Raw genomic sequence first — 26,019 nt, forward strand, 5'->3', positions numbered from 1 at the left:
ATGGCTTTATTCTGCCATTTGTTTTTTCACAATTGCTGTTAACGGAAGAAACTAATTCCGACAAATTTAAATTTTATGTAAAAAATATCCTTTTCTTCCCATTTTTTCCATAGGATATGGTAGAATAAAAGCCAACCATATGCGGAAAAGTTAGTTTGGAGGAAATGATGGGAAAGATTTTAAAGGGTATGATGATTTTTCTTATAGCAGCTATTCTGATTGGAGCAGGGCTTTTTGTCTGGGCAAGATACTTGGAACCGTCTCTCCTGATTGTTCGGGAGGAAAGCATGACCGCTCCGGTCTCACAAAGTACCAGAATCGTATTTTTCAGCGATACTCATTTTGGGAAATGGTATTCCCCGGGAAATATCGACCGTGTCGTGGAGAAAATCAATGAACAAAATCCCGACGTTGTGATTTTCGGCGGAGATTTTTTTGATATCTACGCTAGGGACAAAGAGAAGATTGATCTGGAGGAGTTTTCTCAAAAGCTTGGTTTGATTGATGCTCCGCTTGGAAAATATGCTGTCTGGGGCAATCATGATTATGGAGCAGGAGCTTCCCGTATCTATCAGGAGATGATGGAAGATGGCGGATTTTGTGTGCTGAAAAATGAAGTCCAGACAATAGAGGAGTGTGGCATCACCCTGTATGGTCTGGATGATGCGGTGCTTAGTTCACCTGATACGGATGCTGTTTTTGCAGGAGACGGAACAGATATTCTGATTTGCCATGAACCGGATATCGCAGATCAGATGGATTTGCATAATGTAGAGCTTGTTTTGTCCGGACATTCCCATGGAGGTCAGGTGTCGTTACCTTATCTGACCGAGAGAGCTCTGCCGCCGTGGGGAAGGAAATATATCAAAGGGAGCTATCCGCTGGAAAACGGAATGCGCTATGTCAGCAGCGGAATTGGCATGACCAAACTTCCGTTCCGTTTTGGCAATATTCCGGAGATTATCGTGATTAATTTGCATCCATTCATTTAAATTTCATAATTGCTTTCCGTTTTTGATTGCGATATACTAAGGAACGGAAAGGATGAGGTAGATGCAAAGAGCAAAAGATTTTTTTAAGAAGGAACCGGTATTTGTAATCGCGTTTTTGTGTGCGGTGCTGTCCATGTTTCTGGTACCGCCTTCCGCGGATTATATTGGCTATATTGATTTTCGTGTGTTGGAACTGCTGTTTTGCCTGATGGCGGCAGTGGCTGGAATGCAGCAGGAAGGCGTTTTTCTGGTGCTGGCACAAAAAATTCTGGCAGGAAAAAAGAGTTTGAGGCTGCTGACCCTCACTCTGGTCATGCTGCCGTTTTTCTCGTCAATGCTTATCACCAATGATGTGGCGCTGATTACCTTTGTGCCGTTTGCAGTATTGGTGCTGGAACTGACCGGACAGACAAAACATCTGGCCTGGGTGGTTACCCTGCAAACGATTGCTGCCAACATCGGCAGTATGCTTACTCCGGTGGGAAATCCGCAGAACTTGTATCTGAGCAGCTTCTACCAGCTTGCAGCAGGGGACTTTTTTGCAGTGACCATTCCGATTGTTCTGTTGAGCTTTGTTCTGCTTGCATTGTGCTGTATTGCCGGAAAGAATCACACCATTGAGGTGCAGTTCCAAAAACGGGAGGAAATTCAGAGCAAACGGGCATTGCTGCTGTTTGTTCTGCTGTTTTTGCTGAGTCTGCTTTCTGTCTTCCATCTGCTCAGCAGTCACATTGCGCTTGTAGTTACCGTAATCGCATTGGCAGCCTTTTCCCCGAAGGTGTTGAAGAAGGTGGACTACTGGCTGCTTGCAACCTTTGTCTGCTTCTTTATCTTTGCAGGCAATATTGGTGCAGTGGAAGCGGTCAAGAATTTCCTGGGAAACGTTTTAAGTCAGAACACCATGCTCTATTCGGTGCTGTCCAGCCAGGTTATCAGTAATGTGCCGGCAGCGGTTTTGCTGTCCAACTTTACACAGGATGCCAAGGGAATGCTTCTGGGAACCAACATCGGCGGACTGGGTACCTTGGTGGCATCGCTTGCCAGCCTGATCTCGTTTAAGATTTATGCAAAGACTCCAAAAGCGGAGGTTTTGCGTTATCTGGGAATCTTTACAGCAGCCAATGTAGTGATGTTGATTGTTCTGTATGGATTTGCAGCAGTTTGTTTATTATAAAAAGAAAAGGAGAATGAAATCATGGAAAGAAGCAAAGTTTGGGAAGCCGCACAGAAACATAAAGACGGATATAACTGCTGTCAGGCGGTTGTCTGCACCTACTGTGAAAGATTGGGCATGGACGAAAAGACCGCGTTTCGTGCAGCAGAAGCTTATGGACTGGGCATTGCAGGAATGTTCCAGACCTGCGGCAGTGTCTGCGGTATGATGATGCTGGCAGGACTGAAAAACTCTGATGCAAATATGGAAAGCCCAGCTTCCAAATTTGCAACCTTTGATCTGGGAAAAGAAATGGCAAAACGCTTTGAACAGAGAAACACCAGCATGATCTGTAATGACCTGCGCGGCACAGACGGCAAGACCGACCGTTTGCGTTCCTGCCGCGGCTGCGTTATGGACTGTGCACAGATTGTAGAGGAAGTTTTGTTCCCAGGTGAGTTTGAGCCATACGACGGACCAAGCGAATTATAATAAAAAAAGAGGAGCCATTCGGCTCCTCTTTTTTTACGCAGAAAAGGAAAAAGCTCATTCCAACAGGAATGAGCTTTTGGCGGGAACGTGTGGGAATTGAACCCACCTATGCAGCTACTAACTACAATTACTGGTTTTGAAGACCAGAGGGCACACCAGCACCCATCCGCTCCCAAATGCCTAATTATTATATCACAATCGACCAAGCTTGACAAGCTATTTTTTTGATGTGAACAGAGGATTAGAGGGTTGCACAAAATGAAAACAAAAAGAAGATAAATTCTTGGGAAGATAGGAACCCCCGCACGGATTTTCCGTGCGGGGGTTTGTTCTTCTTTCTTGAGTGTCACAGGGGTTTCACCCCCAGCATTTATGCTGTCTACCCCCACAAACTTTTGCTTTTAGAAACTACCAATCTTTATGCCATAAGCGAATACCAACTAGGCTCAGACAGCACCAGATGTAAGCTGGTACCGTCAAAAATCATCCACTGGATAATTTTTGAGTTCACTTTCTGCTTACAATCGGCTTTCGAAACCTTTTTCTCTTGTAAAAAGGTTTCGAGCTTCCCAAAATACGCCTGACGATAAAGTTTTCGCTCACTGCGGTAAGCGACCAGAGTTTCACTCTGGACTGGACAATTTTTTGAAAAAAATTGAGTAAAACTTTTGTTCTTACCCTCTTGCTGCCCGTCTTTGCGGCGAAGCCGAATGGGTAATGTTTGGCTTTCTTCTAGGAACAGATTTTATGTTCATTGCCCCTGAGAATGTCATTTCACTCCATTCTCCGAAAGATTGCGCTGTAAGCGAGCTGCTTTGGTACTTTCTCAGAAAGTACCAGCGAAACGGGGTCCAGCTTCAAGCTAGTTATTTCAATACTCTGGCGTCGCCGACCTTCTTGGTGATATTGCGGCGATCCCAGTATTCGAGTACAGCAACGGCAAACTTACGGGAGGTTCCCATCAGGTCGCGCATCTCAGCCAGTGTGATCTGACCGTTCTTTTCGATGTATTCCTTTGCCATCTCAAGCGCTTTGTTGTAGTAGTCGATGTGCAGCAGGATCTTGTCCTCAACACGAATCAGCTTTCCAGAGCTGACCAGAGAATCCAACACTGCCTTAAAGTTTTTGATCTTCGGGAAGCGTGCTGCAATCTGATCTGGGGATTCCGGAGCAAATCCGCCTTCCTGGAAGGCTTTTTCAATCAGCTCCTGATTGTTGTCGGTCTGTGCTTCAAAGTCATACAGAGCAACACAGCCGTTTACAATCTTGAGAACCTTGCGGTTTACCAGAGAGTCGGTGATTTTGTCCACAACCGCCATGTCCTCGTATTTGAGGAACTTGCTGCGGAATTCGTCGCGTTTCATACCGTCACGCAGTGGATTTTCTTCATGGTAAGCAGTCAGCATCTTGACAGCAGTATCCTTTAGGTGGGACAGATAGTCGCTGTGGATGACAACATTGTCATTGATGCGGAACGCGGTCTTGTCCTTGATAAGCTTCTGAATCTGCTGGTCAAACTGCTCTTTTGGAATTGCAGTCTGTACCTGAAGGAAGCTGAGTGTTTCAAAACGGGAGGAATAGTCCTTTAAAGCGGCGCTGATCTTTTCCTTGTCCGAGCCATTTTCCTTGATATTTAAAGATTCCAGCACCTGCGGATCGTTGCGTTTATGTTTGAATGGATTGGAGTCGAGGATGACGCCGCCGCCGATGGTTTCCAGTGGGGAATAAAAGCGGAGGACAAAGCGGTCGCCTGTCTTGACGGCGATCTCTTCTTCCAGTCGAAGCTGAGCATAGCAGCTTTCTCCGGCGCTGATGCTGTCGCGGTCAAGAAGTACAACCTTACATAGAACGTCTCTTGCACCGTGATACAGATGCAGGCGGGTAGCGTTCAGGATCTCACGCTCACAGTCTTTCAAGATGGTAAGCTTTATATCAATCATCATGGTGGTGTGCATCGAATCTGGAACAGCGACAACATCACCTTTGTTTAAGTCGCTCTTTTTCAGACCTGCAAGGTTTACCGCAACACGCTGACCGGCATATGCTTCCTCTACATCGTGGGAGTGTACCTGAAGGTTACGGATTCGACTCTCGATGCGGGAAGGGTAGATGGTGACTGGATCCCCGACCTTCATCTTACCTTCGATCAGGGTGCCGGTAATGACGGTGCCGAAGCCTTCTACCGAGAAGATACGGTCGATCGGAATACGGAACGGAACATCCAGATTTTTGATCTGGGTCTTCTGGTCGATCAGCTGGAAGATAGCCTGTTTTAATTCCTCAATGCCTTCACCGGTGTAAGAGGAAACAGGAATCATCTGTGCGTTTTCCAGGAAGGTTCCTTTTACTTCGTTGCGGATGTCATCGCAGACAACCTCCAGCCAGTCCTCATCCACCATATCCTTTTTGGTGATGACAATGATACCTTCCGGAATGTTTAACAGAGACAGGATGCCCAGATGTTCTCTGGTCTGCGGCATGAAGCCTTCATCCGCTGCGATAACCAGCAGGGCAAGGTCGATGCCGCCGGCACCTGCCAGCATGTTTTTAACAAATTTTTCGTGTCCCGGCACGTCGATGATACCGGCTTTTTCGCCGTCAGGAAGATCCAGATAAGCAAAGCCCAGCTCGATGGTGATACCGCGCTTCTTTTCTTCCTTGATGCGGTCGGTTTCGATTCCGGTTAGAGCTTTGATGAGGGCGGTTTTGCCGTGGTCAACGTGACCGGCAGTTCCAATAATAATATTTTTCATTCCCAGTCCTTCTTTTTATATGGGGCAAAAGGAAAGACCTTTTGCCCGAGACGTTTGTTTATGTTTTATCAGCAATTTAAGAAAATTTACTTCTGGCAGCATTTGAGGATGCTTTCTGCCACATAATCAAAATGATGTTCCTCGATGGTGCGGACATCCAGCAGCAGGCGGTCTTTGGAGATGCGCGCAATGATAGGCAGAGAAAGTTCACGCAGACGTTTTTCCAGCACATCCAGAGAAACGTATGCAGGAGTGATTGCAACAACCGAGCTGCGAATCATCTGGGTTGGAACCGAACCGCCGCCGACCTGACCAAAATCTTCGGTCAGAGCGACAGAGAAGCTGTCATCCCGAACCTTTTCCATGCAGGCAAACAGTTTTTCACCCTTTGGAACCAGAGTTTCCATGGTTGCAGTGATCATGCGCAGGGTTGGGTTGTTCTGCAGTACTTCTGCTGGGTCAAGATATTCGCGCAGGGTAGCTTCCAGAGCAGCCAGAGTCAGTTTGTCGATACGGAATGCGCGGGTCAGAGGGTTTTTCTTCATTGCTTCGATATATTCGCGCTTACCGATAATGATGCCGGCCTGTGGACCGCCCATCAGTTTGTCACCGGAAAAGCTGATGACGTCTGCACCAGACTTCATAGCATCCAGTACGTTTGGTTCATCCAGAATTCCGTAATCCTCCAGACGAACCATTGCGCCAGAACCCAGGTCATAGATAACCGGAATATTTCTTTCGTGTCCAAGGGTAACCATCTCGTCGAGGGAAACTTCCTCAAAGAAGCCCATGATTTTAAAGTTGCTGGTGTGAACCTTCAGGAAAGCACCGGTGTTTTCGGAAACAGCCTTGACATAGTCGGAAGGATGGGTCTTGTTGGTGGTGCCGACCTCAACCAGAGTACCACCGGACTGAGCCATAATCTCCGGTACACGGAAAGCGCCGCCGATTTCGACCAGCTCACCGCGGGAAACTACAACTTCCTTGCCTTTTGCCATGGTGCTCAATACCAGCATAACGGCTGCTGCGTTGTTGTTAACAACCATCGCATCCTCAGCTCCGGTCAGTTTGGAGATCAGCTTTTCAACATGAGCATAACGGCTGCCGCGGCTGCCTTTTTCCAGATTATATTCGAGGGTGTTGTAGTCCTGAGCAACACTCTGAATTGCTTTAACTGCGGCATCGCTCAGTTTTGCACGGCCGAGGTTAGTGTGCAGGACGATGCCGGTTGCATTGATGACCGGACGCAGGCTCATGGTTGTTTTTTTGGTGACACAGCGGATGACTTCCTCACAGATGGATTCTTCCTCCAGACAAGGTTCTTCTCCGGCAAGAATCTGCTGACGCAAGGTGTCGATTACTTCACGCACCGATTCGGTCAGGACGGTGTGCTGGCAGGAGAGGGAGGAAAGAGAAGGATGACGCAGAAGCTCGTCTACTTTTGGGATTTTTCTGAGAAGCTGAGAATTAACGCTCATAGGGTTCATACCTTTCAAAAATGTTTTTGGTTAATACGGTTTTCGCACAAAAGAATATGCAGGGTGCTTTATTTCATAAAGCAAATTTAGACAAAATGTATTTTTCCTTTATTGTATCAAAAAAATGTCTGAGACGCAATGCGAAAGAGTGGGGTTTCTTTGGGGAAAATTCGGGTTTTGATTGAGTAATACAAAAGAAGATGGTATAATAAATGCAAAGCATGAGGGTGATTTTTACGGGAGAGGAATTTCCCAATCTATAAAAAAGGAATGATAGCTATGTTAAACCGCCTGATGACGTCGAGAAAGGTAAGAGGGCTGTTGCTGACCCTTGTTATTTTATCGGCAGTCGTGGCAGTGATTTCGGTGGCCATCCCGCTCAATCGCAGAAAAGAGGCGATCAACACACTGGGCAGCCAGTCTCTTTCCGAGGCAACCTCGCTTGCCATGTCGCTGGAATATTATAACTCCACCAGACTCCAGGCACTGGTCGATTACCCCAGCCAGACCGCCTATTACCAGAGCCTTTGCGGATTTTTGTCCCGCGCAAAGGATACCCTTTCCTATGACCGCGCCTACATTTTGTATCAGGGACTGGAAGGAAGGATTGCCTATCTTGCCGATGCGGATTTTGGAAACAATCTTGAGGCAGGGGTGGACTATCACGACATCGGGGAGGAGTATACCGATGAGCGTTATACCCGCCGGTGCCAGAATATCCTCAATGAGCAGTTTGCAGGAAGACGGGACGAAACGTTTGTGCCGGAAATTCTGGACAGCAACTATATCACGACCTATCTGCCGCTGAAAAACGCACAGGGCGAGGTGATCGCGGTGCTGGGTGTGGATGCAAAGCTCCAGTATTCGGATTTTACCAAGTACGGACCAATCAACTTTGAGCGGCTTACCACCATCAGCGGTATTCTGTTCCTGATCAGCTTGGTGCTGTTTGTTATCTGCATGGACAAAGGACTCAGTGAAGAAGAAAAAGAAAATCGATGGAGAAAGCGCAGAGGTCTGCCGCCGAAACCGATGAAAAAGGACAATATTGTGGTGGACCCTCTGGATGACATTGATCCAAACGACTATCTGTAACCGGAAGTATTTTAAAAACAGTGGAAAGGTGGAATCAGATTATGGATGAACGTTCAGACAAAGTGATTGAAGAAACGGTAGATCAGATTGTGAAGCTGTTTTCACCAAGCCGCGTCATTGAGTATAACACAAAATACGATATGGACGGAAAGCTGCGCTCGTTTAAGCTGTGCATCGTCGGCAAAATCCAGGATAAAAAGAAGATGCTGACCCAAATCTTTGATGAGGTGGACAGCGAAATCCCGTATGATATCCTCCTCTATACCGATGAACAGTTTGAAGAACTCAAGGACAGCAGCGACGCTTTTGCGTCCCGTGTAAATCAGAAGGGCAGGCTGCGCTATGGGAAATAGAAGCCGAATGCACAACGGAAAGGACAGCCGCCGGTATTACGATTGGCTGGAACATTCCAGTCAGGATTTGATTGCCGCAAAGATTCTGTCGGAGGATGACCGGTGCTATCGGCTGGCGGCATTTCATTGTCAGCAGGCAATCGAAAAAGCGCTCAAGGCATATATCCTGTTAAAGTCCGACGTGCTGGTAGATGGACACAACCTGACCTGGCTGTGCCGTCAGGCAAAAAAGTATGACCGCGGTTTTCATCAGTGGTTTGATGAGAGTGCGGACCTGAACCAGTGCTATATCGAGACCAGATATCCTGCCGATATTGAGCGGGAATATACATACAAGATGGTCAAAAACTTCTATCGCATGGCAAAAGAAATGTATCAGTACATCTTTACCGAGATTGATAAAGAGTTTGACCGCCGGGAGAAGGCGGAGGAAGATGCTCCGTTTTACGCAAGATAATACGATGATAAAAAGGTTCTCAGTTTGTTTTAGCTGGGAACCTTTTTTATAGAACAAATCTTGACTTTTGTGAAGGGAGACAGTACAATAAAGAAGCCGAAAACTGTTCTTTTTGGAACAGTTTTAAACGAAATCGGAGAGGACGAGCAGCATGAAGCAGGGACAAAAACGAAATAATGCCATTCAAAACTGCATGCTGTTTGAGGGGATTGAGCCTGAAAAATCAGAACAGCTTCTGAAAGAAAAAGCACAGTGCCGCACATTCCAAAAAGGAGAATGTATCTATACACCGGAGCATTTTGAAAAAAGTCTGGGTATTTTGATCAAAGGACGTGCCGTGGTGGAAAAAGAAGGCGGTGTGCTGCTCAATGAACTGAGCAGCGGATGCTGTTTTGGGGCAGCAGCCCTTTTCACCGAGCAGGAGCGTTATGTAACAACGGTCTGGGCAAAGACTGCCTGTGAAGTCTGCTTTTTATCGATGGAGGCAATGGAGCAGATCATGCAGGATGATGCGAAGATCGCGCTCAACTATATCCGGTTTTTGTCGGGCAGAATCCAGTTTTTAAACCGCAAAATCGACAGCTTTACCGCACCTGATGCCGAGCAGGCACTGCTTTCCTATCTTGGTCAGCAGCCGCAGGGAAGGGTGGAAGGAATCTCGATGGTCAAGCTGTGCGAGATTCTCAACATCGGGCGCACCTCCCTTTATCGGGTGATGCAGCAGTTGGAGGATAGCGGTAAAATAAAAAGGGAAGGGAAAACCATCTGGCTCCTTTCCGGAAAAGAGGAAACAAAATGAGAAAAAATAAGTTTAGCAAACTGTTGTCGATGTTTTTAGCATTGACCATGACCTTATCTCTGGCTTCCTGCGGCTCTGCGCAGAGCTCTACCGAGCAGAAAGAAAACAGCGGTGTGACCGATACAGTAATCGAGCAGGAAACAGAAGAAGAACAGCCAGCAGAAGAACCATCCGAAGAGGAAACAGAGGAGACTCAGGAGCCTGTATTGGAAAAGGTGGACATCAACCTTGCAGCACTCAAGGGTCCAACTGCTCTGGGAATGCTCGACCTCTTGGAAAAGAATGATAACGGCGAAGCTGCCAACAACTACAATGTTACCTTGGCAGGTGCACCGGACGAAATCGTAGGCAAGATTGTTTCGGGTGATCTGGACATCGCAGCAGTACCAACAAACGTTGCATCCACTCTGTACAATAAAACACAGGGCGGCGTAAAGCTGGCAGCACTCAACACCATGGGTGTTCTGTACATCCTGGAAAAAGGCGACAGCATCCAGTCGGTAGCGGACCTTGCAGGCAAGACCATCTACGCAACCGGACAAGGTTCTACACCGGAGTATGCACTCAATCTAGTGCTGGAAAAGAACGGACTGACTCCAGGCGAGGATGTCACCATCGTTTATAAGGATGAACATGCAGAGATCGCTCCACTGCTGGCTTCCGGTGAAGCAGAGATTGCCCTGCTGCCACAGCCGTTTGTAACCTCGGTTCTCACCCAGAATTCGGATGTCCGTGTTGCACTGGACCTGACCGAAGAGTGGGACAAAGCAGTGGAAGGACAGAGCGGTCTGACCATGGGATGCGTTGTTGTCCGCAGCGAATTTGCAGAAAACAATAAGGAAGCGCTGGACAGCTTCCTGGATGAATATAAAGCATCGGTTGAGACTGTGACCAGTGAAGAAGGTCTCTCTCATGCAGCAGAGCTTTCCGAAAAATACGATATCATGAAAGCAGCAGTTGCACAGCAGGCAATTCCAGAATGCAATATCGTCTTTGTGGAAGGAGACGAGATGCAGCAGATTGCAAGCGGATTTTTGCAGGTGCTGTATGATGCAAACCCACAGTCGGTAGGAGGAAACCTCCCGAATGAAGATTTCTACTACAAGAGATAGAATACAGGGAAAGATAACGTTACCTTCTGTCTGGAGAGGTACCGTCCTGCGCATTGCGGCGGTACTGTTCTGGATTTTGCTCTGGGCGGTGGCAGCTCACAAGGTCGGACTTCCGGTCTTGCTGCCTTCCCCGCTTTCAGTGGCACAAAGGCTGGTACAGCTTTGCGTGACCGCTGATTTCTGGATGACCGTTTTTGCCTCGCTGGTGCGCATTTTACTGGGATTTTTCTGCGGGGTTCTATTCGGAACGCTGCTTGCCGTAATGGCATGGCGTTCGGATATTGCCCAGGAAATGATTCGTCCGATGCTGGGGGTGCTCAAGGCGACACCGGTTGCTTCGTTCATCATTCTGGCTCTGGTCTGGATTGATACCCAGATTCTGGCAGCGGTGATTTCGTTTATTATGGTCTTGCCGCTGGTTTATCACAATGTCAGAGAAGGATTTGATGCAGCGGACACAAAACTTTTGGAGATGGCAAGGATGTTTGAGCTGTCCAGAGCAAAGACCTTTCGCTACTGCTATCTTCCGGCGATTCTGCCGTTTTTCCTTTCGGCGGTCAGCAGTGCGCTGGGATTTGCCTGGAAATCGGGAATTGCCGCCGAAGTTCTGGGCAGACCGGCAAGAGCAATCGGCAAGCAGATCTATGATTCCAAAATCTATCTGGAAACGGTAGATCTGTTTGCGTGGACCATCGTGGTGATTTTGATGTCGGTGATGCTGGAAAAGCTGATGCTGTGGCTGGTCAAAAGAATAGGGAAACGATCCATGAAGGTGGCGGAGAAGTAAATGAAGATCAAAAATCTGACCGTTTGTTATGAACAGCTTGCCATTCTGGAGGATTTTTCTCTCGAACTTCCCGATCAGGGAATTATCTGCTTTTTTGCACCTTCCGGAACCGGAAAAACCACCCTTCTGCGGGTGTTGTGTGGGCTGATGCCGGCACAAAGCGGAACGATTGAGGGCTTGGAAGAGAAAAAGTTTGCGTTTGTCTTTCAGGAGGACCGCTTGATTCCTTCTTTGAGTGTGCGGGATAATGTTGGTCTGGTGCTGGGTAAGGAATATCAGGCATTGGCACAGGAGTATCTGGGCGCGCTTGGACTTTCCGGCTGGGAGGAGAGCTTCCCCGATGAGCTTTCGGGAGGAATGCAGCGCAGGGCTGCGATTGCCCGCGCCTTTGCCTACGGCAAGCAACATGAAGGAAATGTCGTTTATCTGTTGGATGAACCTCTTAAAGGATTGGATGAAAAGACAGCCGAGCAGGTGATGGAGTTTATCCGTCAGAAAACGAAGGGTAGCCTTACATTCTTTATCACCCACGATAAGGAACAGGCGAGGATACTTTCAGACCAGATCCTCTGTTTTGAAGGGCAGCCGATGAAACTAAAAGAAATTTTATACCGTAAATAATAAAGCAGGAATCGTCCGAAGGACGATTCCTGCTTTGACTTTTTTAGAACAGGTTGCTATAATAGGCAAAACAAAGGAGGTGCTTTTGTGCTGCTGCATGAATTTGATCCAAACAAAGATGCTGTTATCAATCCAGAAATGCTTGTAAACAAAATCGAAGATTTTCCGGATGTAACGGTGTCCTGCTTTTCTAAAAAATTGTTTAACAATGTCTTGAGTTTTTTTGATCCAAAACAGATTACAGAGGTCCACTCGGCAGTTGGGCTGACTCCTGTTTATGAGGTCGTCTATCAGGGAGAACGCTTTGCTTTTTATCAGTCCTATGTCGGGGAGCCGAAGTGCATCGGTGACTATGAGGATATCATGGCGATGGGCAGCAAGTGTTTGATTCTGCTGGGAAACTGCGGCGTACTGGACCGTACCATCGAGGATTGCGGAATTATCATTCCAACCAAAGCAATCCGTGATGAAGGGGCAAGCTATCATTATGCGCCGCCAAGCGATACAATTGATGTCAACAAGAAATATAAACACCTTTTTAAAGAGGTTTTAAATCAGTTTGGTTATCCATATGTAGAGGGGACAACCTGGACGACCGATGCCTGCTATCGGGAAACAAGAGAAAAGGTCCAGCGCAGAAAGGCGCAGGGTGCAATCTGTGTTGAGATGGAATGTGCCGGAATGCAGGCGTTGTGCGATTTTCGCGGAAGCGATTTCTTCCAGTTCTTTTATGCGGGAGATAACCTGGATCACTCGAGCTGGCAGCCAAGAAGTCTTTCGGGGGAAAGCCGCCTGGATGATAAGAGCAAGATCGCGTTGCTTGCATTTGAGCTGGGACTCAAGATCAAAAAGGAAAATAAAGAAAGATAAAAAACGGACGGAAATGCCAAAAGGCATTTCCGTCCGTTTTGTTTTAATGAAATCCAAGTTCGCTGAGTTTCCGTTCCAGATTTTTCTCGGCGTTGCGTTCGGCACCCATTGTCCATCCGAGCAGACCTGATCCACCTCCGCCCACAAACAAGCAGGCATCGATGTGATTTCCCTTGACAAACAGGGAAAGAGTGATGGTAAGATTAGAGCCAACGCGAAAATAATATTTTTCACAGCTGATAGTGTAAAAGGAGACATCCCCTTTGGAGAAACAGCAGGATTCTGTTGCGGACATTTCTCCCTGGTTCAGAAAGCGAAAAATATCGCTGACACGCTCTGAAGCATCGGGGCCGTCGTAGGTAAGATACTGTTTTCTCATAAAAATCCCCCTTTTTTCTTTTAGTATAACACAGAAAAAGGGGGATACAAATTACTTGCTTAAAAATTCCAGCAGCTGTGGGAAAGATTCTCTTGCGTCATCATATCCCATTGCATACAGGGTACGCAGGGACTTTTCGTCTGCACGCATCGAACTTAATGGAAGCGGCTGTTTTGGCTGGAGGATAAACGCCTGACCGACCTTCGAGAAGAGCGCGCAGGCTTTGCGCTGCCGGCGGTCGATGAGGTAACGGTTTTCTTCTGTCTTGATAAACTCCGGATATTTTTTATAGATGCGGCGAATCAGCGGCAGGTTGGAGCCCGGTTTGCGGATGAAAGTTGGATTGCGGGTCAGGATGATAATGTGCTTCTGGTTGCCGTCGTGGATGGATGGTGCAATCGGAATCGGGCAGGCGATGCCGCCATCCAGATAAGGCTGATTGTTCAGATAGAAAATATGGGAGAACAGTGGGAGTGCAGCCGATGCACGCACCGGAAACATCTTGTTGTCCATCTGTTCTTTGGTAAAAAAGTCACAGCGTCCGGTGGTCAGATTGGTTGCACCGACATGGACTTGAACCTCCGAGGAAAAAAAGGTATCATAGTCAAAAGGAATGTACTGTTTTGGAATTACATCAAAAATAAATTCCAGATTAAAGGCGCAGTGATACTTGAGCATATTGCGCGCGCTGACATAACGTTTATCCTGGCAGAAGCGGAAGTTAATCTGTGCATTGCGTCCAGGCTGTTTGGCAGCATAACCGATAGCGTTGAGCGCTCCGGCAGAAACACCGTAAACATTGGGCAGATACAAGCCCTGTTCCATGAAATAGTCGAGAACACCGGTGGTATAGATGCCGCGGAAGCCGCCGCCTTCCAGTACCAGACCGGCATTTTCCAGGTTTGGAAGATTCATACAGTTCACCCTTTCAAAAAATCAAAATTATTACACAGATAAAACGGGAGAAAAAATATTTTTACTGCAAAGATGCGTTCAGATAATGGCTGACGGAAAGTCATTGTTTAACTCTATTGTAGCCGATTTGGATGAAGAAATCAAAAGCTCAATTGTAAATTTTAAGGGTGGATTTTTCACACTTTCCATGTTAACTTGTGGAAAAAAGGAGGGGAGCATTTGGAAGGGCATCATTTTTGGGAACAGCAGAATGAGATTCAGGAAGTAAGATTTCTTGTGCCCAAGGATAAAAGAAAAATAGAATATCCATTTTCCATTCCGGCAGTCCGGGAGTGCGGAGAAATCAAGTTTTCCAGTCCGGTTACTATCTTTACCGGAGAAAACGGCAGTGGAAAATCCACTATTCTGGAAGCAATCGCAGTGGCAGCGGGCTTTAATCCGGAAGGAGGCTCCAAGAATTTTACCTTTTCCACCCAGAATACCCACTCCCAGCTTTACGAGGATACCCAGATTGTTCGGGGGACCCATCGGGCAAAGGACGGATATTTTCTTAGGGCAGAAAGCTTTTATAATGTGGCAACCGATATTGATGAGATGGATCGTACAGTCAAAAGGGGACCACGCTTGGTAAGTTCTTATGGGGGAAAATCCCTGCATCGCCAGTCACATGGGGAATCTTTTTTATCTTTAGTGGAAAACCGTTTTGGAGGGCAGGGACTGTATATCTTTGACGAGCCGGAAGCAGCATTATCTCCGGTCAATCAGCTGGTGCTGGTGCGGCATATCTGCCGTCTGGTAAAGGAAGGTTCCCAGTTTTTGATTTCCACCCATTCCCCAGTGTTGCTCTGTATTCCCGGAGCACAGATTTATGAACTCAGCCGGGAAAAAGGCAGAGCATTTTGTGCCTGTCAGGCAGAGGAGACAGCTCTGTTTCGCTTTTACAGCGGTTTTAAGGGTGATGCAGGAGCTGTTAAAGGAAGAATGATTGCTTATGAAAAACCCTCCGTTCCAATTGGAGCGGAGGGTTTTTCGGAGAGATATGCGAAAAGATTTTTGATGGCGTTATTCTGTTTTTAACGGCTGTGCAGTGGAAAGAATAGCATCCACGCTGTCTTCGATACCGTCAATGGGGGAAAGAGAAGCGGCAAAGCGGTTTTTACCCAGAGGACGAAGGAAGATTTCCGGTTCCTGTCCTTCTGCCCAGGTTCCTTTTCCGTTTGCGATCAGCCATTTACCGATAATTCCGCTGCGAAGTTCTCTTCCGCGGGTCCAGAAAGCATCGGTGTTGATGCCAAGTTCTGCAACCTTTTCCCAGCCTTCCAGCTCAAGGATGACCGATGCCCATTCGACATCCAGATACTCGTCCTTAAAGTAGTTGGTCAGCCAGACACCGTATCCGCCGCCGTTTGGCAGGAATTTGCCGTTGTTCCAGGCTTTTGCTAAGATGATGTGGGACATAATTTTCGACTCCATTTCCAAATTCTCATACAAAATATCACAGGCTATTTATCGTAAAATGCCTTTACAAAATTTAAGAAGACCTCACCAACGAACGAAAGCGGATTGGACTTGTGGCTGACCACATAAAGGTTTCGGTCCATCGAGATGCCGCTTAAGTCAAAGCTCAGCAGCAATCCAAAATTTTCATAGTCCTCCACCGCGGCCTTGGAGATGATCGAGATTCCCATTCCCTGGCTGACAGAATGCTTGATGCTGTCCGGATCGTTAAACTGAGCGACAATTTTCAGCTCACCCAGGTCAATGCCGGCTTTGTTTAAAAAGTGTTCCATCTCCTTGCGGGTACCGGAACCTTCTTCACGGACGATGATCGGCTCTTTTTTCAGAAAATCTGCCTTCATGCCGCCGCCGGACTGAATCTGACGGAAACGTTCATTGTTTGGTGTGATGATAACCAGATGATCTTCGGTGAAGCTTTCGAAGACACATTCCGGACTGTGGGTATCGGTTCCGCAGAAACCGATGTCTGCAAGACCTTTGGAAATACTCTCCACAACCTGTTCACTGTCCTGACGCTGAATATTGAAGGTAACGTTAGGATATTCTTCCCGAAAAGCAGAGATGATCTTCGGAAGAATGTACTGAGAAGGAACGGTGGAAGCACAGATGGTCAGACTTCCTTTCAGTTCCTTGTTATAATTTTTTACCGAGCAGCAGGCATCGTCCCTGAGATTGAGCATCTTTACCGCATACTGATAAAGGATGCTTCCAGGTTTTGTCGGATAGACATATTTGGTACCGCGCTCAATCAGCTTGGTGTCCAGCTCTTTTTCCAGAGAGTTGATGTGGGCACTGATGGTTGGTTGTGTGAGATAGATCCGCTGAGCAGCTTTGGAAAAACTTTTGAGCTTCACAACATAAACAAAAGCTTCCAGTTGTTTAAAATCCATAATGAACCTCATTTCCTGAAAGGGATAGGAATGATAGATAAATTAAATAAGAATACCTTCATTATAACAGATTTCGATAGGAAATGAAACAGAATTGACACGATTCACTATTGTTTTTGAATATAAATAGAGGTAAAATATATACAGATTATCTATAAGAATACGATAACACAGATGGACAGGCAATGTTTTAATAGATTAGATGGAGGAGTATCATGGCAACGACCAAACGTCTTACCGAAATGACAAAAGGGGCTGGCTGAGGGGCAAAGATAGGCCCAGATGCCCTGGCGCAGGTTCTGCACCAGTTACCGAAATTTACCGATGAAAAACTGATTGTTGGATTTGACACCAGTGATGATGCGCTGGTCTACAAGGTAAGGGATGACCTTGCAGTTGTACAGACTGTAGACTTTTTCCCACCGATTGTGGATGATCCATACACCTTTGGTCAGATTGCTGCTGCAAACTCCCTGAGCGATATCTATGCGATGGGCGGCGATCCAAGCATCTCGATGAATCTGATCTGCTTTCCAACCTGTCTGCCAATGGACGTCATGGCAAAAATCATGCAGGGCGGTGCGGACAAAGTAAAGGAAGCAGGTGCCATTATTGCGGGCGGCCACACCATTGAGGACTCTGAACCTAAGTATGGGCTGTGTGTTACTGGTTTTATGCACCCGGACAAAGTAATGCAGAACAGCAACTGCAAGGAAGGCGACCTGCTTGTTCTGACCAAGCCTCTGGGAATTGGCGTACTGACCACAGCAAACAAAGCGCAGCTTCTGGATCAGAAAACTTACGACCAGATGGTGGAAGCAATGGCAACCCTTAATAAATATGGAAAAGAAGTCATGATGGAGGTAGGCGCAAATGCCTGCACCGACGTCACCGGTTTTGGTCTGGTTGGTCATGCTTCCGAGATGGCAAAGGGAAGCGGCCTGACCATCGAACTGTGGAGCAAAGAAGTGCCGATCATTGAAGCTGCAATCGACTTTGCAAAGATGGGAATTATTCCATCCGGAGCATACAGCAACATGGCATTTGTAAAAGCTGATGTTTCTTTTGCAGAGGATGTTCCACAGCACATGCAGGATTTGTTGGTTGACCCAATCACTTCGGGTGGACTGCTGATTTCTCTGCCGGAAGAAAAAGCACATGAGCTTGTAAAGAAACTGGAAGGGGTTACCATCTGCAACAAAATTATCGGACGGGTTACCGCAAAACAGGACAAAGCAATTGTCGTTTTATAAAAGTAAAAAAAGATATTTTTTCAAACAGGGGATTGTTCTACTAGGACAATCCCCTGTTTTATTACTCAAACATCTGAATAAATATGAACATATAGTGAACACTGCAATAAAATTGTTGAAATTTATTGTGATAATTCACAATGATAGTTAGCATAAACAGATATAATCCGATTGTTTTAAAGGATTTACAACAAAATATATGTTAAAATTACTAAATAATGGAATATTTTTATGTAATTTATGTAGATGAACAAATTCCACAATAAACATTGTACAAAAAAACAACATAAAAAAATAAAAAAAGTTCATAAAGTACTTGCAAAAACAAAAATGTTTAAAAAACCTTATACTTTAGGTGAGTTTAATTCCCCAAAGAATTGTTTTGTTGAAAATTACAACAAGAAAGGGAGATCTACTATGAAGAAGAAATTATCTTTTCTGTTGGCTGTAGTGATGGCATTTACTTTTGCTGCATGCAGCTCGGGCGGAAGTGGTAATGAGAGTACCACAAATACCGAAACTCCAACAGAGACAACTCAGGAAGAAACAAAAGAAGAAGCATCCGCAGAAACCTCCACCGCAAAATCCCCAGACAATGATCTGGTTGTTGCAATGCAGGCAGACGCAACTCATCTGGACCCACATGTATCCGGCAACGGTGTTTCCAATACCGTAACCAACGCAATGTATGAGTCTCTGGTTACTTTTGATGCAGACTCCAACATTGTTCCAATGCTGGCAAAAGAGTGGACAATGTCTGAAGATGGTAAGAGCTACACCTTCATTCTGAATGAAGGAATCACCTTCCATGATGGTGAACCATTCAACGCTGAAGCAGTTATTGCAAACTGGGAACGCGGTAAGGCAGACGAATCCCTGAGAGTTTATTCTCAGACAAAATCCTGGGTAAGCGCAGTAGCAGACAGCGAATATCAGCTGACTATTACCCTGGACGAGCCAAACAACACCTTCCTCAACAAACTGACTCAGGTTCGAATCATCAGCCCAAAAGCAATTAAAGAACTTGGTAAAGACGGTCTGGCAAAACAGTCCGCAGGTACCGGTCCATACATCCTCTCTGAGCGTGTAGACGGTGGTTACACCAAGATGGTTCGCAACGAAAACTACTGGAGAGAAGGTCCAAAGGTTGATACCCTGACCTTTAAAGTAGTTCCAGAAGATGGCGCTCGTATCGCTATGCTGCAGACTGGTGAAGCAGACGTTATCAACCCTGTTCCACCAATCCAGGTAGAAAAAATCGAAGGCGATCCTAACATTCAGGTTATGAATGAAAAGGGTATTACATACCGTTACGTTACCCTGAACAAGAACTACACACTGGAAGATGGCAGAAAACCATTTGACGATGTAAGAGTTCGCCAGGCTATGAACTATGCATTCGATAACGAAGCATTCTGCCAGGTAGTATTCAAGGGTTACGCAGTAAAACCAACCTCCATCTTCTCCGATTCGATCATGTACTATGCAGAACAGACTCCATACGATCTTGACCTGGAAAAGGCAAAAGCTCTGATGGAAGAAGCTGGCTATGCAGATGGTTTCCCAGTTAATATCTGGGTAGATAACACCACCATCGAAATGCAGGGTGCAGAATTTGTAAAACAGCAGATGGCACAGATCAACATTGACGTTAACGTTATGCCAATGGAATCCACAACAATCGCTGATATGACCGCTCTGCCAGAAGATGAAACAGAAGTTCAGATGTGGTATGTAAACTGGAGCTCCGGTTCCTACGAAGCAGATGGTTCTATGAGAAACATCCTGCACGGTGACAAATATCCACCATCCGGTTACAACACCGCATTCTGGAACAATGCAGAATTCAACAAACTGTTGGATGACGCTCTGCTGGCAACCGATGAAGCAACCATTGCAGATCTGTACGCACAGGCACAGGCAATTGCTTGGGAAGAATGCCCATGGATCTTCCTTGCAAATGATAACTCCATCATGGCACAGAGAAGCTATGTAAAAGGTCTGACCTACAAACCAGGCGGCGACGTTGTTCTGACAACAGCTGAACTGGAACAGTAAGTTTTACAGCAGATACCCATATTTGATAATTAGGAGAAAGGAGTAGTGCTTTGCTACTCCTTTCTTTGCAGAAGGGGGCAAATTTTCTTATGAGTCGTTATTTTATCAGACGTATACTGGAAACAATTCCGTTGATGCTGATTATTTCGATTTTTGTATTTATGTTTATCCATTTAATTCCAGGTGACCCGGCAAGAAGTATTGCTGGTCTGGATGCAGAAGAGTGGGAAGTAGAAGCAATTCGTGAAGAATATGGCCTGAACAAGCCAATTATCGTACAGTATGTCGATTATATGGTAAAACTGTTCAAAGGCGATATGGGCCGCAGCATGAAATCGGATACACCGGTTACCGAGCTGATCGCAGACAGAATGCCGCAGACACTGAAACTGGTATTTGCAGGTGTTTTGTGGGCGCCAGTACTGGGTATTTTTATCGGTGTTATCTCGGCAATTAAACACGGAAAGATGCTGGACCACGTCAGCATGCTGATTGCGATTACCGGTCTGTCGGCTCCAGGTTTCTGGCTGGGTCTGATGGGTATTCAGATCTTCTCGGTACAGCTGGGCTGGCTGCCTTCCGGTGGTCTGGACAGCTGGAAAGGATTTATCCTTCCTTCGTTTACCATGGGATGTGGTATCATGGCAGTACTTGCAAGATATTCCCGTTCCTCCATGCTGGAAACTCTGCGTGAAGACTATGTTCGTACCGCAAGAGCAAAAGGTCAGAAAGAGTCGATGGTTATGTTTGCACATGCCTTCCGCAACTCTCTGATTCAGGTTGTAACCATTTTGGGTCTGCAGATTGGTGGTTTGCTGTCCGGTTCCGTTCTGACCGAGACTGTATTCTCCATCGCTGGTATGGGCCGTCTGCTGACAGACTCGATTTCGTTCCGTGACTATGCAGTTGTACAGGGTCTGTTGATGCTGTTTGCTCTTCAGTATGTACTGATCAACCTGGTTGTTGACCTGTTATACGGTGTAATCAATCCGAAGATCAGGCTCGATTAACAATCAAGAAGGAGGAGTAATCGTTTATGGCTGAAATTGAGAAAAAAGAACAGCAGAACGCATCTTTTGCTGCAAACTATATTGATGAAACCATCAAGGCTGACAGCGACAGCAGAGTAAAAGCGTTTGTTAAAAAATTTTTGAAAAGAAAAACAGCAGTTTTGGGATTAATCATCATTCTTTTGCTGGTTGTTATCGCAATTATTGGACCATCCATTGCACCTTATGATTACAACGAATATGACTATATGAATGTTCTGACCGGACCAACCCCAGAGCATATTTTTGGAACCGACCACTATGGTCGAGACATCTTCAGCCGTATGCTGGTAGGTGCCAGACTGACACTGGGTGTTTCCCTGTCGGCAGTAGTAATCGGTGCTGCACTGGGTACCGTTCTGGGTCTGATGGCAGGTTACTACGGCGGCGTTATTGAAATGCTGGTTATGCGTGGTTCCGACGTTCTGTTCAGCTTCCCGGACATCCTGCTTGCAATCGCAATCGTAGCGATCCTTGGCCCTGGTATCATCAACGTACTGATCGCGGTAATGGTCTTTACTGTTCCAAGCTTTGCCCGAATCATGCGAAGCGCGACACTGGCGGTAAAGAGCTCGCTGTATGTTGAGGTTGCAAAGAGCCTTGGCTGTAAGGACAGCAGACTCTTGTTTGTACATATCTTCCCTGGAACCATCCAGTCTTTGATCGTAAACTTCACAATGAGAATTGGTTCCGCTATTATGGCAGCAGCTTCTCTGAGCTTCCTTGGTTTCGGCGCGAATGTTACCGAACCAGAATGGGGCGCAATGCTTTCTCAGGGAAGAAGCTATATCGGTATTGCTTCGCACATGGTGTACTTCCCAGGTCTGGCTATCTTTGTAACAGTACTTGCATTCAACCTGTTTGGCGATGGCTTGAGAGATACTCTTGACCCAAAGATTAAGTAACGAGCGAAACAAGGAAAGGAGTACACTATGGTACAGGAAAAGCTACTTACAGTTAACAAGCTGCGTACAGAATTTTTCCAGAACAAAAAGACAAGTGTAACAGCGATCAATGAGATCAGCTTTGATATTGGCAAAGGCGAAATTTTGGGCCTGGTAGGCGAATCCGGATGCGGAAAGAGCGTTACCTCCCTTTCGATTATGCGTCTTTTAAACTTTACTTCCGGTAAGGTAACCAAGGGCGAAGTAATCTTTGACGGCAAGGATCTGCAGAAACTGAGCGAAAAAGAAATGCGCGAAATCCGCGGCGGCAAGATGAGCATGATCTTCCAGGAGCCAATGAGCAGCTTGAATCCGGCAATGCGAATTGACAAACAGATGATCGAGGGCATCCGCCTGCACACCAATCTTTCCAAACAGGAAGCGCGTGAAAGAGCAGCAAAAATCCTCCAGCAGGTTGGTATCCCTGACCCAGAACGAGTACTGAAAAACTATCCGCATCAGCTTTCCGGTGGTATGAGCCAGCGTGTTATGATTGCGATGGCAATGAGCTGTAATCCACAGCTGCTGATTGCTGACGAGCCAACCACCGCTTTGGACGTTACCATTCAGGCACAGATTCTGGAACTGATGAAGAAGATTCAGCAGGAAGAGGGCATGAGCATCCTGTTGATTACCCATGACCTTGGTGTTGTTGCAGAGATGTGCACCCGCGTTATCGTTATGTATGCTGGTGAGATTGTAGAGGAAGCTCCGGTAGAGGTTCTGTTTAACAATCCAACTCATCCATATACCGAAGGCTTGATTGCTTCGGTTCCAAAACTTGGTTCTGGCGTAAAAGTTCTGCCAAGCATCCCAGGAAGCGTTCCGGATTTGTCCATGCTGCCAAAAGGCTGCCGTTTTGCACCTCGCTGCAAATATGCAACAGAGCGCTGCCACAATGAGGAGCCAGATCTGTTTGAGGTAAGCGAGCATCAGAAATGCAGATGCTGGCTGAGAGATCCTCATGCAGGAGTTCCTCAGGAAGGAAAGGAGGAGAAATAAGGATGGGAACAATTGTTTCGGTAAAAAATGTATCCAAGATTTTTCCAGTTGGCAAAAACCTGTTTGGAAAACCAGATAAATTTGTCCATGCAGTAAATGATGTCAGCTTTGATATTCAGGAAGGCGAGACCTTCTCGGTAGTAGGCGAATCCGGCTGCGGTAAAAGTACAACCGGCCGTCTGATCGACCATCTGCTGATTCCGGACAGTGGTGAGATCTGGTTTGAGGGTAAGGACATCAGCAAGCTTTCGGAAAATGAAATGCGTCCGCTGAGAAAAGATATCCAGATGATCTTCCAGGACCCGGCAGGAAGCCTTAACCCTCGTATGCGTGTTGAGGATCTGGTAGAAGAGCCGCTGCTCATCCACACCAATCTTTCCAAAGAAGAGCGCATGAAGATCGTACACGAGCTGCTGGAAACAGTAGGCTTGAGCGCAAAACATGCAAAACGTTATCCGCATGAGTTCTCCGGTGGTCAGAAACAGCGTATCGGTATCGCAAGAGCGCTGACTGTTCGTCCAAAACTGATTATCGCTGACGAGCCGATCTCTGCGCTGGACGTTTCGATTCAGGCGCAGGTACTCAACCTTCTGCATGAGCTTCAGCAGAAATTTAACCTGACCTATATGTTCATCTCCCACGACCTGTCGGTTGTTGAGATGATCTCTGACCGCATTGCGGTTATGTATCTGGGCTTTGTTGTAGAGACAGCTCCAAAGGAAATGCTCTACAAGAATCCGTCCCATCCATATACTCAGGCGCTGCTGTCTGCAGTTCCAATTCCAGACCCAGGCCACCAGAAGGAAAGAATCATTCTGGAAGGCGATATCCCAAGCACCATCAATCTGCCAAAAGGTTGTCCTTTTGCAGCAAGATGTAAGATGTGCAAACCGGAATGTCTGGAGACAAGGCCAACCCCAAAAGAAATCGAGCCAGGACACATTGTATCCTGCCATCTGTTTAAGTAGTCAAAATCAAACCGGAGCACAGAAACTTCTGTGCTCCGGTTTTTTTAAATGCCAACATGAGAAAGAAGGCTGAGAAAATGAATGCAGAAAATATGTGGGAAGCTTTTGCAAAGCAAAATAACCTGACAGAGCAAACTTATGAAGCGTGGGCTTTTGGTGCACAGGCAGATGAGCTGGCAGAGCTTGTCAGAAGGGGAGAAAAAACAGCAACTGCTTCTGCTTATCCTCTGTATGAATTGGGAGGAGATCCACTCCCAAAGGAGGGCGAATACAGTGTAATCTTAAACAGCAGGGAAGAAGCGGTATGCATTATCCGCACCACGAAAGTGTATGTGGCGCCGTTTTGCGAGATAACCGAGAGCCATGCATTCAAAGAAGGGGAAGGAGACAAAAGCCTTTCCTACTGGAGAAAGGTGCATGAAGAGTTTTTCAAAAACGCCCTTGAAAGAAAGGGCTTAAGCTTTGATGAGCAGATGAAGGTAGTCTGTGAGGAGTTTGAGGTTTTATATGCATAAGAAAAGAGAGGGCGAACATTCGCCCTCTCTTTTTATCTGATGTTATTTTTTAGCAACAAGATTTTCTTTTGCACTGTATGGGAAGTTATCATCCAGCGGGAAGATTGGTCTTGGAACCTTGGTGTAGTTTAAGGTCTTGAGGTCTTCATTGGTGCTGCCTTTGGAGAGTGCCATAATACTTCTCTTTGCAATTGCAGAGTGGAACTCGGTGAGGTAGCCCAGTTTGCAGACAACGATATCTGCTTCGGTTGCTTCACGACCCAGGTCAGAGAAGATAACTGGTGTGGTGTAACCAACGTGTGCTTCTGCCAGAACGATATCAACACCACAGGAACGGAACAGAGCAAGGTCGCATTTTACCGAGGATTTATCCCAGTTTTCGATGTAAGCCATAACGGTTCCGGTAGCGGTGATTGGCTGAGTGGTTGTGGTGTCAAATTTTGCACCAAAGGTGATGGTGATTTCCTGACCAACTTTACCTTTGCAGGCTCTGGTTGCTTCTGGGTCATAGATGCCGCCGTACAGAATAGGAGTCTTGAGCAGGTCGGTACGGCTGTCTTCCATCAGCAGACGCAGGAAACCGGTGCAGTCAGAGGAAGAACCAGCGGTCGGGTTGTCTCCGGAGTCGGAGAGATATACTGGGGTTTCATGACCTTCCTGAATTGCTTTGAATGCAACGTCGATTGCTTCTTTTTCCGGATAGGTTTCAGTCTGGAAGCAGAATTCATGTCTGCGGTTCCACATCTCGTCAGCCAGACGGATTGCTTCTTTGTCAGCCAATTCCTGGCTGTCTGCAACAACATAAACAGCACAGGAGCTGTCTTCGTTGTCTGCCCATGGGAAGCCCATCAGGTAGGAAGCAGCCATAATGCCAGGCTGAGTTTCGGTGCGGCGCAGCTCGTCAATCATGCTCTTCATTGGCTCTACGGTAGTGGAGGACTGTTCGCCTGCAATCAGGATCGGAACTTTGACCCAGGCAGAATATGGCTTGAAGCCTTCTTCCAGAGCAGCAATGGTCATGCGGGAAGCATGAACGCCGGTTTCGTAGCGGTCGGTATGTGGAGCGCATTTGTAGCCGACAAAACCATCACAGTTATTGTGCATTCTTTCGGTCATGGTGGTGTGCATGTCCAGAGAGCAGAACAGTGGAATGTCCGGGAAGATTGCTCTTAATTCTTCCAGCAGATAACCTTCTGCTTCGCCTAAGCCTTTGACGCGCATCGAGCCGTGCAGAGCCAGAGTGATGGCATCAATCGGTTTTTTTGCCTGTTCTTCTTTTGCGATGCGGATGATTTCTGCTTTGACACCCATATAGAAATCATAGTCAACCTCACCGTTTGGAACGGCACTGGTAAAGATGGTAGGAACAACTTCATAGCCCTGCTCCATCAGCGGTTTGATAACGCCGGTGACCGGGTCGTTGTCGCGGAAGCGGTTAAAAACCTCTGCGCCGCGGATCACCTGAAAATCGTTTTTTCCGGCAACAATCGGGTTAAAAGAATTGGATTCATGCTGTAAACCAGCAACGAGTACTCGTTTCATACGTGTTTCCTCCCAAAATAAAGT

26 protein-coding genes and 1 tRNA gene are annotated in these 26,019 nt (G+C 46.6%); 19 read left to right on the forward strand and 8 right to left on the reverse strand.

All coding sequences use genetic code 11. The annotated features are described in order from the left end of the window. The first annotated feature begins 167 nt into the window (after window positions 1-167). The 3 genes from BQ5375_RS01170 to BQ5375_RS01180 all read left to right on the forward strand — a co-directional run bounded on the left by BQ5375_RS01170 (window position 168) and on the right by BQ5375_RS01180 (window position 2,637). Window positions 168-992: a metallophosphoesterase gene (locus BQ5375_RS01170; RefSeq protein WP_022132565.1), complete on the forward strand. Its 825-nt coding sequence runs from the start codon at window positions 168-170 to the stop codon at window positions 990-992. 61 nt (window positions 993-1,053) lie between these two features. Continuing rightward, window positions 1,054-2,166, forward strand: coding sequence for an SLC13 family permease (locus tag BQ5375_RS01175; RefSeq protein ID WP_076917296.1), 1,113 nt, complete (start codon window positions 1,054-1,056; stop codon window positions 2,164-2,166). 21 nt (window positions 2,167-2,187) lie between these two features. Beyond that, the gene (locus BQ5375_RS01180; RefSeq protein WP_022132563.1) at window positions 2,188-2,637 is read left to right on the forward strand and encodes a C-GCAxxG-C-C family protein; all 450 of its coding nucleotides are present in this window, start codon (window positions 2,188-2,190) and stop codon (window positions 2,635-2,637) included. A 77-nt stretch (window positions 2,638-2,714) separates the two neighbouring features. On the opposite strand, the gene BQ5375_RS14285 is transcribed toward BQ5375_RS01180, so the two are convergent. The 3 genes from BQ5375_RS14285 to selA all read right to left on the reverse strand — a co-directional run bounded on the left by BQ5375_RS14285 (window position 2,715) and on the right by selA (window position 6,868). Further along, a tRNA-Sec gene (locus BQ5375_RS14285) sits at window positions 2,715-2,811 on the reverse strand. Between the two features lie 692 nt (window positions 2,812-3,503). Beyond that, complete coding sequence (gene selB, locus BQ5375_RS01185; protein ID WP_022132560.1) at window positions 3,504-5,390, reverse strand: selenocysteine-specific translation elongation factor; 1,887 nt, start codon at window positions 5,388-5,390, stop codon at window positions 3,504-3,506. 86 nt (window positions 5,391-5,476) lie between these two features. Beyond that, a complete protein-coding gene (selA, locus tag BQ5375_RS01190; protein ID WP_022132559.1) occupies window positions 5,477-6,868 on the reverse strand; it encodes an L-seryl-tRNA(Sec) selenium transferase in 1,392 nt (463 codons plus the stop codon). Window positions 6,869-7,147: 279 nt separating this feature from the next. On the opposite strand from selA, the gene BQ5375_RS01195 reads away from it, so the two are divergent. The 8 genes from BQ5375_RS01195 to BQ5375_RS01230 all read left to right on the forward strand — a co-directional run bounded on the left by BQ5375_RS01195 (window position 7,148) and on the right by BQ5375_RS01230 (window position 12,962). Beyond that, window positions 7,148-7,963, forward strand: coding sequence for a hypothetical protein (locus BQ5375_RS01195; protein WP_022132558.1), 816 nt, complete (start codon window positions 7,148-7,150; stop codon window positions 7,961-7,963). A 41-nt stretch (window positions 7,964-8,004) separates the two neighbouring features. Then, window positions 8,005-8,316: a hypothetical protein gene (locus BQ5375_RS01200; RefSeq protein WP_022132557.1), complete on the forward strand. Its 312-nt coding sequence runs from the start codon at window positions 8,005-8,007 to the stop codon at window positions 8,314-8,316. Next, window positions 8,306-8,773: a HEPN domain-containing protein gene (locus tag BQ5375_RS01205; protein WP_022132556.1), complete on the forward strand. Its 468-nt coding sequence runs from the start codon at window positions 8,306-8,308 to the stop codon at window positions 8,771-8,773. Before BQ5375_RS01200 ends, BQ5375_RS01205 begins: the two co-directional genes overlap by 11 nt. 151 nt (window positions 8,774-8,924) lie before the next feature. After that, entirely contained in the window at window positions 8,925-9,572 is a 648-nt protein-coding gene (locus BQ5375_RS01210) for a Crp/Fnr family transcriptional regulator (RefSeq protein ID WP_022132555.1), read from the forward strand. After that, the gene (locus tag BQ5375_RS01215) at window positions 9,569-10,684 is read left to right on the forward strand and encodes an ABC transporter substrate-binding protein (protein ID WP_076917297.1); all 1,116 of its coding nucleotides are present in this window, start codon (window positions 9,569-9,571) and stop codon (window positions 10,682-10,684) included. The genes BQ5375_RS01210 and BQ5375_RS01215 overlap by 4 nt, the downstream gene beginning before the upstream one ends. After that, window positions 10,659-11,471 (forward strand): ABC transporter permease, encoded by an 813-nt coding sequence (locus BQ5375_RS01220; protein WP_022132553.1) that lies wholly within the window; start codon window positions 10,659-10,661, stop codon window positions 11,469-11,471. The genes BQ5375_RS01215 and BQ5375_RS01220 overlap by 26 nt, the downstream gene beginning before the upstream one ends. Next, window positions 11,472-12,092 carry an ATP-binding cassette domain-containing protein gene (locus tag BQ5375_RS01225; RefSeq protein WP_076917298.1) on the forward strand — a complete coding sequence of 207 codons (621 nt, stop codon included), beginning with the start codon at window positions 11,472-11,474 and terminating at the stop codon, window positions 12,090-12,092. Window positions 12,093-12,179: 87 nt separating this feature from the next. Beyond that, window positions 12,180-12,962, forward strand: a complete 783-nt coding sequence (locus BQ5375_RS01230) for a nucleoside phosphorylase (protein WP_022132551.1) — start codon at window positions 12,180-12,182, stop codon at window positions 12,960-12,962. A 43-nt stretch (window positions 12,963-13,005) separates the two neighbouring features. On the opposite strand, the gene BQ5375_RS01235 is transcribed toward BQ5375_RS01230, so the two are convergent. Then, the gene (locus BQ5375_RS01235) at window positions 13,006-13,341 is read right to left on the reverse strand and encodes a hypothetical protein (RefSeq protein WP_022132550.1); all 336 of its coding nucleotides are present in this window, start codon (window positions 13,339-13,341) and stop codon (window positions 13,006-13,008) included. Between the two features lie 51 nt (window positions 13,342-13,392). Further along, window positions 13,393-14,256 carry a patatin-like phospholipase family protein gene (locus BQ5375_RS01240; protein WP_022132549.1) on the reverse strand — a complete coding sequence of 288 codons (864 nt, stop codon included), beginning with the start codon at window positions 14,254-14,256 and terminating at the stop codon, window positions 13,393-13,395. A gap of 219 nt (window positions 14,257-14,475) precedes the next feature. On the opposite strand from BQ5375_RS01240, the gene BQ5375_RS01245 reads away from it, so the two are divergent. After that, window positions 14,476-15,333, forward strand: a complete 858-nt coding sequence (locus tag BQ5375_RS01245) for an AAA family ATPase (RefSeq protein WP_022132548.1) — start codon at window positions 14,476-14,478, stop codon at window positions 15,331-15,333. On the opposite strand, the gene BQ5375_RS01250 is transcribed toward BQ5375_RS01245, so the two are convergent. Together BQ5375_RS01250 and BQ5375_RS01255 are read right to left on the reverse strand one after the other, a co-directional pair. Continuing rightward, entirely contained in the window at window positions 15,319-15,729 is a 411-nt protein-coding gene (locus BQ5375_RS01250; protein ID WP_143529397.1) for a hypothetical protein, read from the reverse strand. The genes BQ5375_RS01245 and BQ5375_RS01250 overlap by 15 nt on opposite strands. A gap of 29 nt (window positions 15,730-15,758) precedes the next feature. Then, complete coding sequence (locus BQ5375_RS01255; protein ID WP_022132546.1) at window positions 15,759-16,664, reverse strand: selenium metabolism-associated LysR family transcriptional regulator; 906 nt, start codon at window positions 16,662-16,664, stop codon at window positions 15,759-15,761. Between the two features lie 215 nt (window positions 16,665-16,879). Between BQ5375_RS01255 and selD the strand changes: the two genes are divergently transcribed. The 7 genes from selD to BQ5375_RS01290 all read left to right on the forward strand — a co-directional run bounded on the left by selD (window position 16,880) and on the right by BQ5375_RS01290 (window position 24,453). After that, window positions 16,880-17,917 (forward strand): selenide, water dikinase SelD, encoded by a 1,038-nt coding sequence (selD, locus tag BQ5375_RS01260; RefSeq protein ID WP_083687453.1) that lies wholly within the window; start codon window positions 16,880-16,882, stop codon window positions 17,915-17,917. Between the two features lie 417 nt (window positions 17,918-18,334). After that, entirely contained in the window at window positions 18,335-19,975 is a 1,641-nt protein-coding gene (locus tag BQ5375_RS01265; protein ID WP_022132544.1) for an ABC transporter substrate-binding protein, read from the forward strand. Window positions 19,976-20,064: 89 nt separating this feature from the next. After that, entirely contained in the window at window positions 20,065-20,985 is a 921-nt protein-coding gene (locus BQ5375_RS01270) for an ABC transporter permease (protein ID WP_076917300.1), read from the forward strand. Window positions 20,986-21,011: 26 nt separating this feature from the next. After that, window positions 21,012-21,929: an ABC transporter permease gene (locus BQ5375_RS01275; protein ID WP_022132542.1), complete on the forward strand. Its 918-nt coding sequence runs from the start codon at window positions 21,012-21,014 to the stop codon at window positions 21,927-21,929. Between the two features lie 27 nt (window positions 21,930-21,956). Further along, on the forward strand, window positions 21,957-22,970 hold the full coding sequence (locus tag BQ5375_RS01280) for an ABC transporter ATP-binding protein (protein ID WP_022132541.1): 1,014 nt from the start codon (window positions 21,957-21,959) through the stop codon (window positions 22,968-22,970). Window positions 22,971-22,972: 2 nt separating this feature from the next. Continuing rightward, window positions 22,973-23,938: an ABC transporter ATP-binding protein gene (locus BQ5375_RS01285; protein ID WP_022132540.1), complete on the forward strand. Its 966-nt coding sequence runs from the start codon at window positions 22,973-22,975 to the stop codon at window positions 23,936-23,938. Between the two features lie 77 nt (window positions 23,939-24,015). Continuing rightward, window positions 24,016-24,453: an ASCH domain-containing protein gene (locus BQ5375_RS01290; RefSeq protein WP_022132539.1), complete on the forward strand. Its 438-nt coding sequence runs from the start codon at window positions 24,016-24,018 to the stop codon at window positions 24,451-24,453. Window positions 24,454-24,495: 42 nt separating this feature from the next. Here the strand turns inward: BQ5375_RS01290 and BQ5375_RS01295 are convergent, their stop codons facing one another. Next, entirely contained in the window at window positions 24,496-25,995 is a 1,500-nt protein-coding gene (locus BQ5375_RS01295; protein WP_022132538.1) for a M81 family metallopeptidase, read from the reverse strand. Window positions 25,996-26,019 lie beyond the last annotated feature (24 nt).

The organism is Negativibacillus massiliensis (assembly GCF_900148495.1).
Lineage (GTDB): Bacteria > Bacillota > Clostridia > Oscillospirales > Ruminococcaceae > Negativibacillus > Negativibacillus massiliensis.